The following is a 16,057-nucleotide window of genomic DNA, read 5'->3' on the forward strand; positions in this document are numbered from 1 at the left end:
TCAACCTCCTTTTTATTTTGCTACTTTAACCAAACTTGGTCTTATTACTTTATCTTTTAGATAATACCCTTTTTGGAAAACTTCAATAATTTCATTTGGTTGCTTTCCTTCTACCTCTTCCTGCATTACAGCATGGTGCTTATAGGGGTCAAAAATCTGTCCCTCTGCTTCAATTTCTTTCACACCAAATTTATCCAATATCTTTTTAAACTGCCTGTAAATTAATTCTATCCCTTCTTTTAGAGAATTATAATCTCCACTGCTTGCCAAAGCCCTTTCAAAATTATCTATAATAGGCAAAAGTTCTAAAATTACTGTTTCTTTCCCGTATTCTACCATTTCTGATTTTTCTTTTTCTGTTCTCTTTCTGTAATTTTCAAATTCTGCTTTCAATCTTTGTGCAATATCTAAATATTCTTGAGCTTCAACTTCTTTTTGCTGAAGTTTTTGCTTTAATTCTTCTATTTCATCAACCGTTTGTTGCTGAGGCTCTTGCTGTACTTGTTCATCTTCAGGAGGCCCTTCCATTTGTTCATTTGCTTCTAAACTATTTACGCGATTTTCCTCCTCTTTGTTAATTTCTTTTTCCATCTCTTCCACTTATATCACCTCATTATATTTCATCATTGTATATACTCGACAAAAGATTTGAAAGCTCTTTTGTCATCACATTGATTTCACTAATCAACTTCTTATAATCCATTCTTGTAGGTCCTATAATTCCTATTGTACCCACCACACGACCGTTAATCTTATAAGTGGTTTTTATTACACTTAAATCCTTCATTTCCTCAAACTTGTTTTCGCTTCCTATTCTCACATCTATAAAATCTACTTCAGGCTCTAAAACTTCGTTCAATAACAACTTGTTTTCCAAAAGATTGAAAAAATTTTTTGCTTTGCTTAAATCCTTGTATTCAGGAAAATCTAAAATGTGGGAAGTCCCATCCGCATAAATATCTGTTTCCTGTAACTGTTTCAAGCTCATAAGTATAGTGTTTATCAATTCGTCGGCTATAAAAGCCATCTCCCCCAGCATCTGCCTTAAATCCTGTTCTAAAAACTCAAAAATATCTTTTTCGCTTTTTCCGGAAATTTTATCATTTAACAAATTATTTAAAAATTCAAAGACATTTCTATCTACATTTTGACACAAATTTAGGAGGTGATTTTTTACAATTCCTGTATCCGTCACTACTAAAAAGATTATTTTATTAGAAGCCACAGGTATAAGTTGAATTCTCTTTATTCTATCAGGGTTCAACCTTGGCATTTTAGCAACTGTAGTGTGGTGAGTGATATTAGCCAAAATTTTTGCGTATTTTTTTACAATCTCATCAAATTCCGCTATTATCTCCTCGCGAGTATTATAGCTAATTGGCGAGTCATTGTTTATATAACTTCGAAGAATGCTGTCTACATAAAATCTATATCCCTTATCTGAAGGTATCCTTCCTGCAGAAGTATGAGGTTGCTCGAGATATCCCATTTCTTCTAAATCTGCCATTTCATTTCTTATAGTAGCAGAACTTAGTCCTATATTGTACTTCTTAGCTATTGTTCTCGACCCTATTGGCTCTGCCGTCATAATATAATCAGTAATAACAGCATATAGTATTTTTTTCTTCCTATCATCTAACGGCATTTTCACCACCCCATGTATTATTAGCACTCAACTTGATTGAGTGCTAATTCACGTTTCTAAAATACCACTCTTATAATTTTTTGTCAATACTTATTTAGGGCAGAAATTCTTCAAAAATGACGTTAGAGACATCAATTCCCCTCTCAGTAAGTTTTACACACTCATTATCAACCTCAATTAGACCTTCATTTAAGTATTTTTGTATTATTTTTTTGTAAATTTCAAACAAACTAACACCGAATCTTTTCTTAAAATCCTCATCACACACTCCTTTTGTCATTCTCATTCCCAAAAACATAAACTCAGCCATTCTATCTTCTTTTGTCAACTTTATTTTTTCTTTAACTGCAATTTTTCTTTCTAAAATGCCCGTAATATAGTCTTTTATATTTTCAATATTACTATATCTTACATCCTTTATATAAGAATGGGCTCCTGCTCCAAAACCTAAGTAATTTTTGCATTGCCAGTATAAAATATTGTGGCGACATTCAAATGTGGGCAATGCAAAATTAGATATTTCGTAATGGTGATAACCTTTTTCTTTTAAAAACTCTATACCCCAATGATACATTTTAAGCTCTTCTTCCTCATCAACTATAGACAACCTACCCTTTTCATAAAGTTTGTAAAAGAAAGTATTAGGTTCTAAAATTAAACTATACGTAGAAATATGAGTCGGCTGTAATTTTACTACTTCTTTTAGAGTTTCTTGCCACTCTTTAAATGTTTGAGTAGGAAGAGCGTACATCAGGTCAATATTTATATTGTCAAAGAACTTTTTCACTAACTCATAATTTCTAAAAAATTCTTCTATTGTATGAATTCTACCTATATATTTTAATAGTCTATTTTGAAAAGCTTGAAGTCCAACGCTTACCCGGTTTATCCCGCTCCCTTTATAAATTTTTAATTTTTCTTCAGTTATAAGGCCAGGATTCATTTCAATAGTAATTTCACAACCATCAAGTATTTTATAATTTTTAAATACAGACTTCAATATTTCATCTATATAAGAAGGAGGCAAAATGTTAGGGGTACCTCCTCCTATATAAACTGAAACTACATTATAATTTTTTGTAGAATTTGATTCTATTTCCATAAGTAGTGCCCGAATATAGTCCTCAAAAAGATAATCATAGCCTGCATAAGAATTAAAATCACAATAATAGCATTTTCTTTTACAAAAAGGAATATGAATGTATATACCTATCTCCCTCATTTTTCATCATCTAACTTCAATATTGACATAAAAGCCTCTTGAGGTATTTCAACACTTCCCACCTGTCGCATGCGCTTTTTACCTTCTTTTTGCTTCTCCAAAAGTTTTTTCTTACGAGTTACGTCTCCTCCATAACACTTGGCAAGAACGTTTTTTCTCAATGCTTTTACAGTCTCTCTTGCAATAATCTTAGAGCCTATTGCAGCCTGGATTGGAATCTCAAAAAGATGCCTTGGAATATTTTCTTTTAACTTTTCTACAATTTTTCTCGCTTTTTCATAGGCTTTATCTTTATGAACTATCATGGATAAAGCATCTACCAATTCGCCATTTATTAAAATATCAAGCTTTACCAAATTAGATTCTTTATACCCTTTAAGCTCATAGTCGAAAGAGGCATAACCCCTTGTTCGCGATTTTAAAGCATCAAAAAAGTCGTATATTATCTCATTTAAAGGCATTTCATATTTTAAAAGTACGCGAGTTTGTTCTAAATATTCCATTCCTAAATATGTTCCCCGTCTATCCTGGCAAAGCTCCATAACTGCCCCTACATATTCAGTAGGCACCATAATAGTAGCTTCCACAATTGGCTCTTCAATATGATCTATTTGCGTAAGAGGCGGCATTTTCGTAGGATTGTCCAAATCCAATACTTCTCCATTAGTTTTGTAAACTTTGTAAATTACACTTGGTGCAGTAGTGACAAGATTTAAGTTGTACTCTCTTTCCAACCTTTCTTGAACTATTTCCATGTGTAAAAGCCCTAAAAATCCACATCTGAACCCAAAACCCAGGGCGGCAGAAGTATCCGGTTCAAAAACTAAAGAAGCGTCATTCAACTGAAGTTTTTCTAAAGCCTCTTTTAAATTTTCATAATCTTGTCCATCTGCAGGATAAATGCCACAAAAGACCATTGGCACTACTTCTTTATAACCAGGAAGTGGAGAATCGGCTGGATTATCTGCATCTGTTATTGTATCTCCTACACGAGTATCTTTTACATTTTTTATGCTGGCAGCTATGTAGCCAACTTCACCTGCTTTAAGCTCTTCTACTGGATAAAGATTAGGTCTAAACATTCCCACTTCTGTAACTTCAAAAACTTTGCCAGTAGAAAACATTTTTATTCTCATTCCTGGTTTAACAATTCCATCTACTACCCTTACAAAACTTATAGCTCCCTTGTAATTATCATAAAAAGAGTCAAAAATCAGCGCTTTTAAAGGCTTGTTTTCATCTCCTTTTGGAGGCGGAATTCTACTCACAATGGCTTCTAAAACTTCTTCTATTCCTATACCTTCTTTAGCAGATGTAAGTAACGCATCTTCTGCATCAATCCCAATCACATCTTCAATTTCTTTTTTTACAAGCTCAGGATGTGCTGAAGGAAGGTCTATCTTATTTATTACAGGCACTATCTCTAAATCATGTTCTAAAGCCATATACACATTAGCAAGGGTTTGTGCCTCAATCCCTTGTGTAGCGTCTACTACAAGGAGGGCCCCTTCACAAGCTGCAATACTTCGGGATACCTCGTAAGTAAAATCCACATGTCCAGGGGTATCGATAAGATTAAGCTCATATTCATTTCCATTTTTAGCTTTATAAATCATTCTTACAGGCTTTAACTTTATAGTAATTCCTCTTTCCCTTTCCAATTCTAAATTATCCAAAATTTGCTTATCTGTTTCCCTTTCAGAAAGAAAACCTGTTTTCTCAATAAGTCTATCTGCAAGAGTAGATTTGCCATGGTCTATATGAGCAATAATGCAAAAATTTCTAATATACTGCATCCTTTCTGACATTGTGTACCTCCTCAAAAATTAAAGACTTAACCCTTATTTCCAAAATTTTCGGCCCAATCCTCCTATGTCAATAACTGACTCTTTACCAAAAATTTTAACGATCACCTTTTCGCTATTTGAATATACACCAAATATATTTACTTTCCTCACCCCTGTAGTAATTTCATTAAAGGAAGAATCAGCTATTACAAGCCCTACTACCATAATAACAATGTACAATAAAAGAGCAAAGATTACAAGTCTCTTTCTTCGAATTTGTTTTTTTCTCTCTTTTGTCCTTGTAAGCCTCATCTTTTATCTTCCTTTCAAGGTATCGTAAATCTGTTGTATTTCTTCAATCATTTTATTGCAGCTATATTTTTTTGCATTTTCTTTTCCTTTTAAGCTTATATTTTTTCTCAATTTTTCATCTTTCAAAAGTTTTTCTATAGCTTTTGCCAACCCTTCAGGACTTTCTTTTTCTACTAAAATTCCTTCAATCCCATCTTTTAGAATTTCTGGAATACCCCCCACCTTTGTAGCTATGACAGGAACTCCTTCACTTAAAGCTTCAATTACAGAAATTCCAAATCCTTCTTCATGTGAGGGAAGCACAAATACATCAAGATTTCTCAAGAAAGAAGGAATGTCATTTCTATACCCCAGTAAAAAGAATCTGCCCTTTAAATTTAAACTATCAATCATTTTTTGTAATTCTTCTCTAAAAGGACCATCTCCTGCTACAAAAAAATAGGCATTTACATTTTTTAAAATTGAAGCTGCTTTTATTAAATCTTGGACACCTTTAGCAGGTATAAGCCTTGCTACACTTCCTACAATAAAGGAATCTTCTGACAAATTGAATTCTTCTTTTAAATTAAGAGTTGTTTCCTCGTAGAAAGAGGTATCAATACAATTGTACACCACTTTTATTTTATTCTCTTTTACTTTTTGATTTAAAACCAAATCATCTTTTAACGCTTGTGAGACGGCAATAAACTGATGAGTTTTTTCATCCAAAACTTTTGTAAAACTTAACAGAAGTTTCTTTTTGTAAAAACTCATATTATTGTAATTTGCAAAGTTGTGGATTGTCACTACTGTTTTTACAGGCTTAGCAAAACATGCGATTCTTCCTACCAATGAAGCTTTTGCCCCATGCATGTGAACAATATCTGGCTTAAACTCATTTACTAACTTTTGTATATACCTAATTGCACTGTAATCTTTTTTCAAACTAATTCCGTCCCCAATATCAATGTTATATACTTTAATCCCTAATTTTTTAAGATATTCTTGAGTTTTTTCGTCAAAAGAGCATAAAATAGCAATTTCATATTTGTCTTTGTCTAACAATCTAGCCAGAGACAATAAATGTCTTTTCATTCCTCCTTCTGATTTCCTAACAATTTGCAATACTTTCATTTTCATCATAAAACCACCTTTTTAAGACATTTCATCAATAACAAAATGTATTAACATAGGTCCTACAAACACCATCATTGTTGCTGCCGATACAATTCCTGAATCATTAAAAATTAGAGCAAGAACACTTCCTATAATTGTCGCAACAAAACATATTCGAATGTAGGTATGTTTTTTGAAAATTTCCCTCAACACTCCAACAGGCTTGAAGAAAAGAATTAGCAAAACAACTATAAGTGTCAACAATACTCTCGACCATATAGAATATTTTATGAGCTTATAATTCATTAAAAGCTTTCTTTCAAAAATTTGTAATAAAGATTTTATACCGTGACTTTTTACTAAAGCAAAAGTTTGTCCTATGTGAGTTTGTTGTGAAACTGGCCTTAAAGAATCCAAGTAAAACAAGCCCAAAAGCATTAAAACTATCCCTATCCCAATATACAATAGATTTCTTATGCTAATTTTTTTATCAGATAAAAGTAACAATGCCACAGCAAAAGCTCCAAAGGCTGTTATCGATCCTCCAACATTTGTACCTATACCTGGAGCTGCAATAAAGTAGAATACCAGTGCATATATTATTGTAGTTATAGCTAAAAGCAGCTTTTTATTTGAAAAAAACTCAAAAGCCAATGTAGTAAAACATAAGACGGCTCCAATCAATACCCCCATATACTCGTTTCCTATGCCATAAAAACGGGCACCTCCGATGATGTCATAGCTTAAAAAAGAATTTTTTAGCAAATATTGCCCTGTCACAAGGTCAATTAGCAAAACAAGGGAAGTAATTAAACCTATTATAGCATAGAAATAATAACCATAAGGGTTAATTTCATGAATCGCTATAATCGCCACTGCCGTCAAAAATAATATTCCCACAATGCTATTTGATAGACTGGTATAATTAAACAAAGGCAATAGCAAAAAAGTCAAAGGAATAGTAGAAACGAAAAACAATAATGGTTTTAAATAGACCGCATACTTTTTCAAAACCAGCAAAACTAATAAAGTAAAAATTAAAATTATTATCTCTAAAACCACATAAGTCTTTAAAAAAATAGGCCTATAAGTGTAATTAAAAACTAGTTTATGACTTTCGGCTAATAATTTGTCTACATTTCCTTTATAACCAGAATTATAAAGAGGATGTCCCGTCAAAAAAGTTGGTATAGGAATGTCAAAATACTGTAAAATTGTTGGCATTAAATCTGTATTTGTGACAATCCCCTCTCTTTTTGTTGTCTCTGAAGTAACATAGCCTTTAGTAAAACCTGGGCCAAAAAGTATTATGGGAGTTAAGTAACTTTTTTCCCCCATATCTTTAGATGGAGGAAGTGGAGTTAAGACAATATATAAGGTGTTTGTACCACCTTCTTTTATGATTTTACCAATAAATTCATCTGCTTCGTATAAAGCCCTTTTTTTGTTTCTCTCATTAATTTTATCCATCGCATAATTATGGTAATCATTCGCTCTTATCGTATCTCCTAACTGAAAAATCGTTAAGTCAGGTTTTCCTTTCATCTGTGTATACTTTTGATAAAGCAAATCATAATCTGTCATAATGCCAAAAGGGCTTAAAGGGTCTCTTTTTAAAATATTATCACTCACATCACCAAAATCTACAATTCCTTTTTCATCCATTACTATAAGAGGCGCATATCTTCTTTGTTCTACATCAGTATCTTCATTGCCAAACACAGCAACAGTTTTTCCATTTTGTTTTAAAAGAGTACCTAATAAGCCAGGTACTACAATGTGATTTCGAGTCAGGTTATTTCTCTCTATTTGCGCAAAATCTAAATTTACTATATTAAATACTTGTGGCTTAATACCTGTATTTCTCTTAAAAATTATAGAAGCTTGTTCTCCATTTACTATTTCAGAAGCGTTAAAATTAAGGGAAGCTTTTTCAGAACCTACAGCTCTTGTTCCACAACCAATTGTCATATACACATTTTCAGGGGTCCTGCTTCCATCAGAATTTACCGTCATCAGTCCATATGTACCATTTTCCATGAGGTATTTTATATTAGGAAGGTCATTTGCAACATAGTCATTCAAATTAACTCTATCTACAATAAATATAACTATTTTTCTATCTTTTATACTATTTACTTGTCCGTAAGAAACAGTGCTAAAGAGGATTAAAAAAGCTAAAACCAATCCCATTATTCTTGCTGTAAATTTCATAAAAAGCCTCCTAAATCTTTGGATAATTACAGTAATTTATTTTAACCCTTTTTTAAATTAATATCAACATCTATCGCTATAAAATAAAAAGCAGTTTTCACTGCCCAAAATCTTGATATTGCTTTATTACTTCACTAATGGCTTTAGCTAGATATTTTGTAGTTGCAATCGCCTCCTCTAAAGTATTATAGTTACTTCCTAATTCTATCAGTATCGATTTTTCAAGAAGATGCTGATTATATTCACTGTAGGGCTTTACCTGTACTCCTAAAGATAAGCCAGGATATAGCTCATTTAATTTATCACTTATTTTCTTAGCAAATTCGTAATTTTTTCTCCAATCTTCTTTCATTTCTGGTGTCCTTCTAGAGCCTATTATGAAAGAAACTTTTGCTACTTTTTCTCCATTTATATCCATCACATATCTTTTTCTAAAATCTTGGTTTGGCAAATTGCTCAAAACAGGAATAGTTTCTACCCCTGGTTTCATAACAGCACCATAGCCATCTCTATGCAAGTCAATCGCTGCTTTAATAGAAGGATACTCTTTTAAAATTTTACTGACCGTTGCAAAAGAGTTTACATAGGATTTGTCATAGTTGTAATCATGGATAGTTTTATCGTGCAATACAGAAATTCCTTCTTTTTTAAAATATTCCGCAAGATAATCCCCTACTTTTGCGACAGTATAATTTAAATCATCTGTCCTATCATAGCCATACGTTGCTATGTATTTGTTTTTCTCTGTAGCAGCATAAGCTTCCATAGTATGAGTATGATATATCAAAAGATAGGGTTTATTATTATCTATATTTTTTAAAGCTGGTTTTTCTTCTTCTCCTTGTGTCTGAGACGTGTTTTTGTCACTTCGTGCATTAGTATCAAGTGAATTCCCATTGTCATTAGAAGAGGGATTTGTTTGGACATTGTTATGTATATCACTGGCACTTACTTTTTTTAAATCTACCTGTGCTAAAATTGGAAGCTGAAATTTCAATATATTAATGGGGTCCTTAATTTTAGCATTTAGCAAAGAAGAAAAGGTTAAATCTTTTCCTATATACCCTTGAGAAGAAAAAGCTACTTCTATTATCGGCAGGCTATAATTTATTGAAGTTACAAATAAACTCTCTAATTTATCATACTCCTCTGAAAAAGAATCACCAATTACCTGTTTATATTCACCCTTATAAGGTTGGGTCATCCAATTATAAAGAAAGACGTTTATCAATAACAAAATCAGAAACATTATTCTTCGTATCTTTGAAAAGCTATAATATCTATACAAAAGAAGCACCTCTCTTTAGTTTTTATATTTTATAAATATTCCATCAAGAGGTGCTTTATTACTTTATGTTTAATGAAGCAATTGATTCATTTCCCTTTCTGTAAGCCCAGGTTGCAGTGCAAGATTTATCCCTCTGGAAATAATTGAAGCTATATTTTTTACCAATAAATCTATTTCTTTAGGAGTGACTACAAGATTATGTACATAAGGTGTTAAAACTTCTTGAATGAGACTATATTTCTCTTGTTGACTCATATTCTTAAGTACTTCATAAAAAGGGCTTTCTTCTTTGGTCTGTTTTAGTAACTCTTCTGTTAAATATTCAATGGTGTCGTTAGCAATTGTGACCGCATCTACTACTGTAGGAACTCCTATGGCTATTACAGGTATTCCTAGGCTTTGCTCAGTAATGGAAAGCCTTCTATTACCTATTCCAGACCCTGGGCTTATACCTGTATTTGAAATTTGAATAGTAGTAGATAATCTCTCTAATCTTCTCGAAGCCAAAGCGTCAATTGTAATTATTAAGTCAGGTTTTATTCTGTCAACTACACCTTTTAAAATTTCAGCCGTTTCTATTCCGGTAATCCCTAAAACTCCGGGAGAAATTGCGCTGACAGACCGAATTTCATCACCAAATTGTTGAGGTGCGTATTCCTTTAAATGCCTTGTCACTACAATATTTGAAACTACGCGAGGTCCCAGCGCATCAGGAGTTACATTCCAATTGCCCAACCCTACTACTAAAACTTGTGTATTTTCCGTCAAATTAGCTATTTCTTTAATTATATCTGCTAAAACTTTCGCAACTTCTTCTTCTAAATCTAAATCCCTTTCAATGAGGCCGGGGGCTTCAATAGTTATATAGTCCCCCACTGGCTTCCCCATTGCTTTTTCTCCTTCTTCATTTAAAATTTTGACCTTTGTCACCTTTATACCCTCTAAGTGTTTCTCATCCACCCTTACTCCTGGAATCTCTCTCCCTTTGTATAATTCTCTCGCTTCTACTGCCAGGTCTGTCCTTATACTGTACATTTACATCACCTCAACTCTGTCGGTACAAAAGCATCAACCAGTCCTATCACAAAAGCTGCAATTAATGAACCAACTATTGTTGCATGAATGGTAGGAACAATAAACTGAGAAACGTATATGACTATCGCCGCAACAATAAATCCTACAAAACCACGGCTTCTTGGTGAAATATCTTTTCCCAATATTAATTCTACAATATAACCTAACAAAGCTATTACCACCGCCGAAATAAGAGCTCCCCAAAAACCTGCAACGCTAAAGCCAGGTACAAGATATCCCACCACCAATAGCACAATAGCTGATACAATAAAACGTATAATGGTTTGTAGCATCAAATCACCTCCTCTAATTATGATAAACAAATTGACAAATTTTATACCTCTGTGATAAAGTAGAAATGTATTAATCCTTGAAAAACTATTTCTTTCGTGGTAAAATTAAATTCGATTGAGGAGGTGAAGCTTTTGGCAAACACAAAATCTGCAAAAAAGAGAATATCTGTTATCGCAAAAAGAACTTTGCGTAATAAAATGATAAAATCAAGAGTCAAAACATTTATTTCTAACTTTAATAAAAGTTTAGCAACAGGAGATATAGAAGCAATAAAAGAAAAATTAAGACTTGCCGTCAAAGAATTGGACAAAGCTGCTACAAAAGGAGTTCTTCACAAAAACACAGTGGCAAGAAAAAAATCCAGACTTTACGCAAAATTTAACGCGCTTTTAAAATCAGCAGCAAGTAATGAATAAAGCGTACCTTAAAAGTACGCTTTTTATCGTTTGCACAATTTTTTTACAAGGTCCTCCAATGCCAAACTGCTATCCGCCCCTGATTTCAAGGCAATATCACACTTTAAACACTCTTTATATGCCTTTTCTAAATCCTCTTTTTTAAAAAGTTTACTCTGTCTTGTTAGTTCTTCTACTACAAAATATGGTACTCCTAAAGAAGATGCAATAGTCTTTTTATCAACAAATTTACCTTCAAAGCTTTTTATCTTAGCTATTAACCTCATTTGTCTTATAATCATTGACAATATAATAAGAGGTACTTCTCCTTTTTCTAAAAGGGCGTATAAAACTTTATAAGCCTCTTTTTCTCTTTTTCTTCCTATAGCACTGACAAGATTAAAAATGTTTTGTTGCAGGTTTATAGTAAGGACTTCTCTTATTTTTTCCATTTCTATTTCTTCACTGTCAGAATAGGAAACTAATTTATGTATTTCATTTACAATTGCGTATAAATCCGTTCCAACGCTCTTCACAATATATTCCACATCAGATTTTTTTACTTTTTTGCCACTCTTTTTTAAAAAATAGCCGGCGTAATTTACTGCCTCTTCAAAAGAAAGTCTTTGAAAATAAACTATTTTACCTATTTTTTCTATAAACTTATAAAGCTTTTTCCTTAAATCTATTTTTTCTCCTCCTATAATTACTAGTACAATGCTGCTTTGAGGAGAAGTAACTTTTTCTTCTAGATAGTTCGTAAGTCTTTTTAACTCTTTATCCCCTAGCTTAGAAAGCTGTTCCTCTTCATTTTTTACTACTACTAATTTGTAATCACAAAATAAAGGTAATGTCTCACAATTTTCGATAATAGCTTCCATACATTCTTCTGGACTATCTTTTTCAATAACCACATAGTTCATATCCATAGTCTCAGGCATTAATATTTTTGCTTTTATCCTTTTTAAAGCATCTAACAATAAAAACCTCTCTTCTCCATAAAAAAGATATACATTGTCAATCTTATCTTTTTTTAAACTCTCCACTAACTCTTTATAATTCATTATTTCACTCCTTGAGAAAAGTAGTTATATAAGCCCTTTCTCCATTTGTTTTTACGATAATTGCTCCATTTTTATCCGTCCTATATACCTTCGTCTTCTCTTGAAGATATTTTAGCACTCTCTCATCAGGTAGTCCATAACTGTTTTTACCTACTTGGACAATACATACTTTCGGATTGGCTTTCTTAATGAATTCTTGTGTAGAAGAAGTATTTGACCCGTGGTGAGCCACCTTTAAAATATCAGTCTTTATGTCTAAATTTTTTAAAATCTCTTCCGCCGGCTTTTCTATATCACCTGTAAATAAAAATTCCATATCTTTATACTTCATTTTAAAAACAAGGCCATTGTTATTTATGGGATTTTCTTCTATTAAATTTTGAGGGTCAGGGTGCAAAACATATATTTCAACACCATCTACTTTGACTTTATCACCCTTTTTTAAAAACACAATAGGAATGTTTTTTGATTTTGCAATTTCCATCAATCCTTTGAAATTACCATCAGTAACTTTTTGCATCCCTATAAAGATTTTGTCAACTGTCATTTGCTGCAAAATACTAAGTATCCCGCCTACATGGTCGATATCAGTATGAGATATAAATACTCCATCAAGCTTCATAACCCCTTTGTAATACAAAAATGGAAGTACTAGATCTTCTCCAACATCAAAAGAAGAAGTCGCAAATAAGGGTCTGCCTCCCCCATCTATTAAAAAAGTTTTGCCGTGGGGTGTTTTCACAAAAGTACCATCCCCTTGTCCTACATCCAGGAAAGTCACTTCTAAATCTCTAGGCAATAAATAATTATAAGAGAAGAGAGCTATAATAAAAGTCAAGGCAATTGCAATAGAAACCTTTTTAATTTTTTTATCAAAACTGCTAAGTAGGACTGTTAAAATTCCATAATACAAAACAATCACATACAAAGGCGGAACAATAGTATTTATACTGGCATAAGGCAAACTGTCAAATAATTTCGTTATGTACAAAATAGTTTCTACAACAGGTATGTTTATATAATTTATAAAATAGGACAATGGGGGTAAAATCAGTCCTATCATCGCCGATAAAAATCCCAACACAACTGCTACATCTGCTAATGGCACTATTACAATATTGGACAAAAGCGAAATTATGGATATATAATGAAAATAATACATAGTAAAGGGTATTGTTCCAATTTGAGCAGAAAGAGTTAATGCGACCAAATCTCGTATTTTGGGGGTTAGAGTTGATAATTTTTCTCGTATCGGCCTATAAAAATACAAAATGGCTAAAGTAGCAACAAATGAAAGTTGAAAACCTACATCCCACAACATTAAAGGATTAAATATTAATATCATAAAAGCAGCAAAAGACAGAGAATTTATAGAATTATGTTTTTTGCCATAATTAGTACCAATTACAGCGATAGAAGCCATAAGAGCTGCCCTTATAACTGGCGGATTTGCTCCTGTTAAAATTGCGTAAGAGGTCAATGCAGTTAGAAGAATAGGGATTTTGTATCTTCTAATGTTAAGGATACTTAACAAATAAAGTATAAAACCCGTAATAATTGCCACATGTAATCCTGATACGGAAATAATATGTGAAATTCCGGTTGACCTAAATTGTTTCAAAGTCTCATCGTCAAGAAAATTATCTCCTAAAAAAATCGATATAACAAACTTAGCATCTTTTTCTGGCATTGAATTTATATAATTAACTTCTATTTTTTGCTTTGCAGCATATACAACCCTTTCAATAAAATTTAAATTACCTTTGCCTATAATATCAACGGCATACCCCTCTACTCTCATGACTGCATAAATTCCTTTTTTCTTTAAAAAGAGCTTGTAGTCAAAACCTCCTGGATTTGTAGCTTTTTGGGGAATTGAAATTATCCCTCTTATACTTACAATATCTCCTTCAGAAGGATATTTACCACTATATTGAGTAACCAATACTTTAGGCAAATTAGTCGGTTTAACTATGTATTTAGCATATCCCTCATATTCTTTTATCTCATACACCTTGCCATTTATAGTTATAAATTTATCTTCAAACTTTAGATAAGGATTGGGAGAATTAAGAACATTACCACTTAAAATTGCACCTACAAAAATAAAAAAAATTAAGAGAAGTAAACTGACATTTTTATTTTTCAAATACCACCACAAGGAAATAGCTACTGAAATTGCTAATAAAATCAAAAAAGCAAAAGAATGAAAAACATATCTTCCAATTATTATTCCTAACGAAAGAGCTACAGTAAGATATAAAAATGGAAATTCCATTTTATATCACATAAACTTCAAAATCTTTTGCAATTTCTGTATTCTCAAAGACCTTAATTGCTTCATCGTAATAATCCTTGATAGAAATAAGCGGTGACAAATGGGTTAAAACTAATCTTTGACACTCAGCTTTCTTAGCAATTTCAGCCGCTTGTGTAGCAGTCAAATGAGGTCCTTGCATTCCTGTCAAGAAATTTCCATCACATAGGAATAAATCAGCTTTATTTGCAAAAGATATTAAATCCTCATTATAAGTGGTATCACCACTATATACAAAGGTTTTCTCACCCTTTTTCATCTTCACAGCATAAGTCTCTACAGGATGCGTCATCTTTTTAAAAGAAATATCTATACCTTCTAAATTTAATATAGTTTCTTCATTTACAATGTGTAAATTAAAAACATCTTTAAACTTAAAATCTTCAAAAACATTTTCTGGTGTTTGTGGACAATATACCTTTACAGGTTCAGTTATCATGCCTCTTGACTTCATAATATCAAGAGCATATCTTAAAACCATCATATCTGCCACATGGTCAGAGTGCAAATGAGACAAAACTATGTATTTTAATTTATTCAAGTCGTAATACCTTTGGTATCTGCTTATTACTCCACTGCCACAATCAAGTAAAATATGAGTATTTTCCTCTTCTACTAAATATCCGGAAGTAGCCCCATAAGGTCCAGGAAAAGGTCCATGATATCCTAAAACTGTGACTTTCATCATAAATTTTCGCCTGGTTACCTAAACTGTACAAAACTGTACAGTTCAGATAGCTGGGGTACTTGTAGTCCGCCCTTCAGACTTTCCCAGCCCCAGCAGGCGGTATTTGGGAAAGTCATAGCCCCTGCCCCAAGAAGCAGGAACTTGCGCCCTTAAGGGCCTCCCCACTTACCCTGAATTAATAATTCCCTCAGGGCAGAGAAGTCTCTTTTTACCTTCTCAGGGGAGAGTGGAGTTACCACCGCTACCTTGAGAACTCGCCAGAAATTATAGGCACTAAAACTTGTTCCATCCAGAGGTCCTAGCACCCTTCCTGGCTCACTCTCAAGGCTTTGTAAAAATTCTATTGCTTTCTTTATCTCTCTTAAATGTTTTTCCTTTAAATATATGTTTCTGACTGTTTTCTTTACATGCTCTTTTAATTCTTCTAATTCATCTACAGTCAATGTATTGAGAAACTTTATATAATTATCTGGTATCTTTTCTTGCAGTCCCAACCCTCTTCTTGCTATTACATAGGCCGCTGCTATATCTTTCGTTATCATATACTGCGGTGCATATTTTAACATCCCTATTATTGAGGTGTAATAAGGATTGACTTCTATTACTTCTATCCCTTCTCTTTTTGCTAGTGTTTTTATTTTTGAAAGAAGTGATTTATAGCT

Annotated in this window: 14 protein-coding genes and 1 pseudogene; 1 reads left to right on the forward strand and 14 read right to left on the reverse strand. The window is 32.6% G+C overall.

Going from position 1 to position 16,057, the window contains the following annotated elements; translation table 11 throughout:
• Nucleotides 1–12: 12 nt before the first annotated feature.
• The 10 genes from grpE to BUB32_RS08230 all read right to left on the reverse strand — a co-directional run bounded on the left by grpE (nt 13) and on the right by BUB32_RS08230 (nt 10,930).
• The gene (gene grpE, locus BUB32_RS08185; protein ID WP_084727003.1) at nt 13–600 is read right to left on the reverse strand and encodes a nucleotide exchange factor GrpE; all 588 of its coding nucleotides are present in this window, start codon (nt 598–600) and stop codon (nt 13–15) included.
• Between the two features lie 13 nt (nt 601–613).
• Nucleotides 614–1,645, reverse strand: coding sequence for a heat-inducible transcriptional repressor HrcA (hrcA, locus tag BUB32_RS08190; RefSeq protein ID WP_072968967.1), 1,032 nt, complete (start codon nt 1,643–1,645; stop codon nt 614–616).
• A 94-nt stretch (nt 1,646–1,739) separates the two neighbouring features.
• Nucleotides 1,740–2,867 carry a radical SAM family heme chaperone HemW gene (hemW, locus tag BUB32_RS08195; protein ID WP_072968968.1) on the reverse strand — a complete coding sequence of 376 codons (1,128 nt, stop codon included), beginning with the start codon at nt 2,865–2,867 and terminating at the stop codon, nt 1,740–1,742.
• The gene (lepA, locus tag BUB32_RS08200) at nt 2,864–4,675 is read right to left on the reverse strand and encodes a translation elongation factor 4 (RefSeq protein ID WP_072968969.1); all 1,812 of its coding nucleotides are present in this window, start codon (nt 4,673–4,675) and stop codon (nt 2,864–2,866) included. The genes hemW and lepA overlap by 4 nt, the downstream gene beginning before the upstream one ends.
• A gap of 33 nt (nt 4,676–4,708) precedes the next feature.
• Nucleotides 4,709–4,966: a hypothetical protein gene (locus BUB32_RS08205; RefSeq protein ID WP_072968970.1), complete on the reverse strand. Its 258-nt coding sequence runs from the start codon at nt 4,964–4,966 to the stop codon at nt 4,709–4,711.
• Between the two features lie 3 nt (nt 4,967–4,969).
• Entirely contained in the window at nt 4,970–6,088 is a 1,119-nt protein-coding gene (locus BUB32_RS08210) for a glycosyltransferase family 4 protein (RefSeq protein WP_072968971.1), read from the reverse strand.
• Between the two features lie 12 nt (nt 6,089–6,100).
• Nucleotides 6,101–8,275 (reverse strand): alkaline phosphatase family protein, encoded by a 2,175-nt coding sequence (locus BUB32_RS08215; protein WP_072968972.1) that lies wholly within the window; start codon nt 8,273–8,275, stop codon nt 6,101–6,103.
• Between the two features lie 97 nt (nt 8,276–8,372).
• Nucleotides 8,373–9,563 carry a stage II sporulation protein P gene (gene spoIIP / locus BUB32_RS08220; RefSeq protein WP_072968973.1) on the reverse strand — a complete coding sequence of 397 codons (1,191 nt, stop codon included), beginning with the start codon at nt 9,561–9,563 and terminating at the stop codon, nt 8,373–8,375.
• A gap of 69 nt (nt 9,564–9,632) precedes the next feature.
• A complete protein-coding gene (gene gpr, locus BUB32_RS08225) occupies nt 9,633–10,598 on the reverse strand; it encodes a GPR endopeptidase (RefSeq protein ID WP_072968974.1) in 966 nt (321 codons plus the stop codon).
• A 5-nt stretch (nt 10,599–10,603) separates the two neighbouring features.
• On the reverse strand, nt 10,604–10,930 hold the full coding sequence (locus BUB32_RS08230; RefSeq protein WP_042832794.1) for a phage holin family protein: 327 nt from the start codon (nt 10,928–10,930) through the stop codon (nt 10,604–10,606).
• 132 nt (nt 10,931–11,062) lie between these two features.
• On the opposite strand from BUB32_RS08230, the gene rpsT reads away from it, so the two are divergent.
• Entirely contained in the window at nt 11,063–11,347 is a 285-nt protein-coding gene (gene rpsT, locus BUB32_RS08235; protein WP_042832793.1) for a 30S ribosomal protein S20, read from the forward strand.
• Nucleotides 11,348–11,370: 23 nt separating this feature from the next.
• On the opposite strand, the gene holA is transcribed toward rpsT, so the two are convergent.
• From holA to BUB32_RS08255, 4 genes and pseudogenes are all read right to left on the reverse strand, one after another.
• Nucleotides 11,371–12,390 (reverse strand): DNA polymerase III subunit delta, encoded by a 1,020-nt coding sequence (gene holA / locus BUB32_RS08240; RefSeq protein ID WP_072968975.1) that lies wholly within the window; start codon nt 12,388–12,390, stop codon nt 11,371–11,373.
• 4 nt (nt 12,391–12,394) lie between these two features.
• Complete coding sequence (locus BUB32_RS08245) at nt 12,395–14,668, reverse strand: DNA internalization-related competence protein ComEC/Rec2 (RefSeq protein ID WP_072968976.1); 2,274 nt, start codon at nt 14,666–14,668, stop codon at nt 12,395–12,397.
• 1 nt (nt 14,669) lies between these two features.
• Nucleotides 14,670–15,392, reverse strand: coding sequence for an MBL fold metallo-hydrolase (locus BUB32_RS08250; RefSeq protein WP_072968983.1), 723 nt, complete (start codon nt 15,390–15,392; stop codon nt 14,670–14,672).
• Between the two features lie 152 nt (nt 15,393–15,544).
• Nucleotides 15,545–16,057, reverse strand: a pseudogene (locus BUB32_RS08255) (IS200/IS605 family element transposase accessory protein TnpB); the annotation flags it as partial.

The organism is Thermoanaerobacter uzonensis DSM 18761 (assembly GCF_900129115.1).
Taxonomy (GTDB): Bacteria; Bacillota; Thermoanaerobacteria; order Thermoanaerobacterales; family Thermoanaerobacteraceae; genus Thermoanaerobacter; species Thermoanaerobacter uzonensis.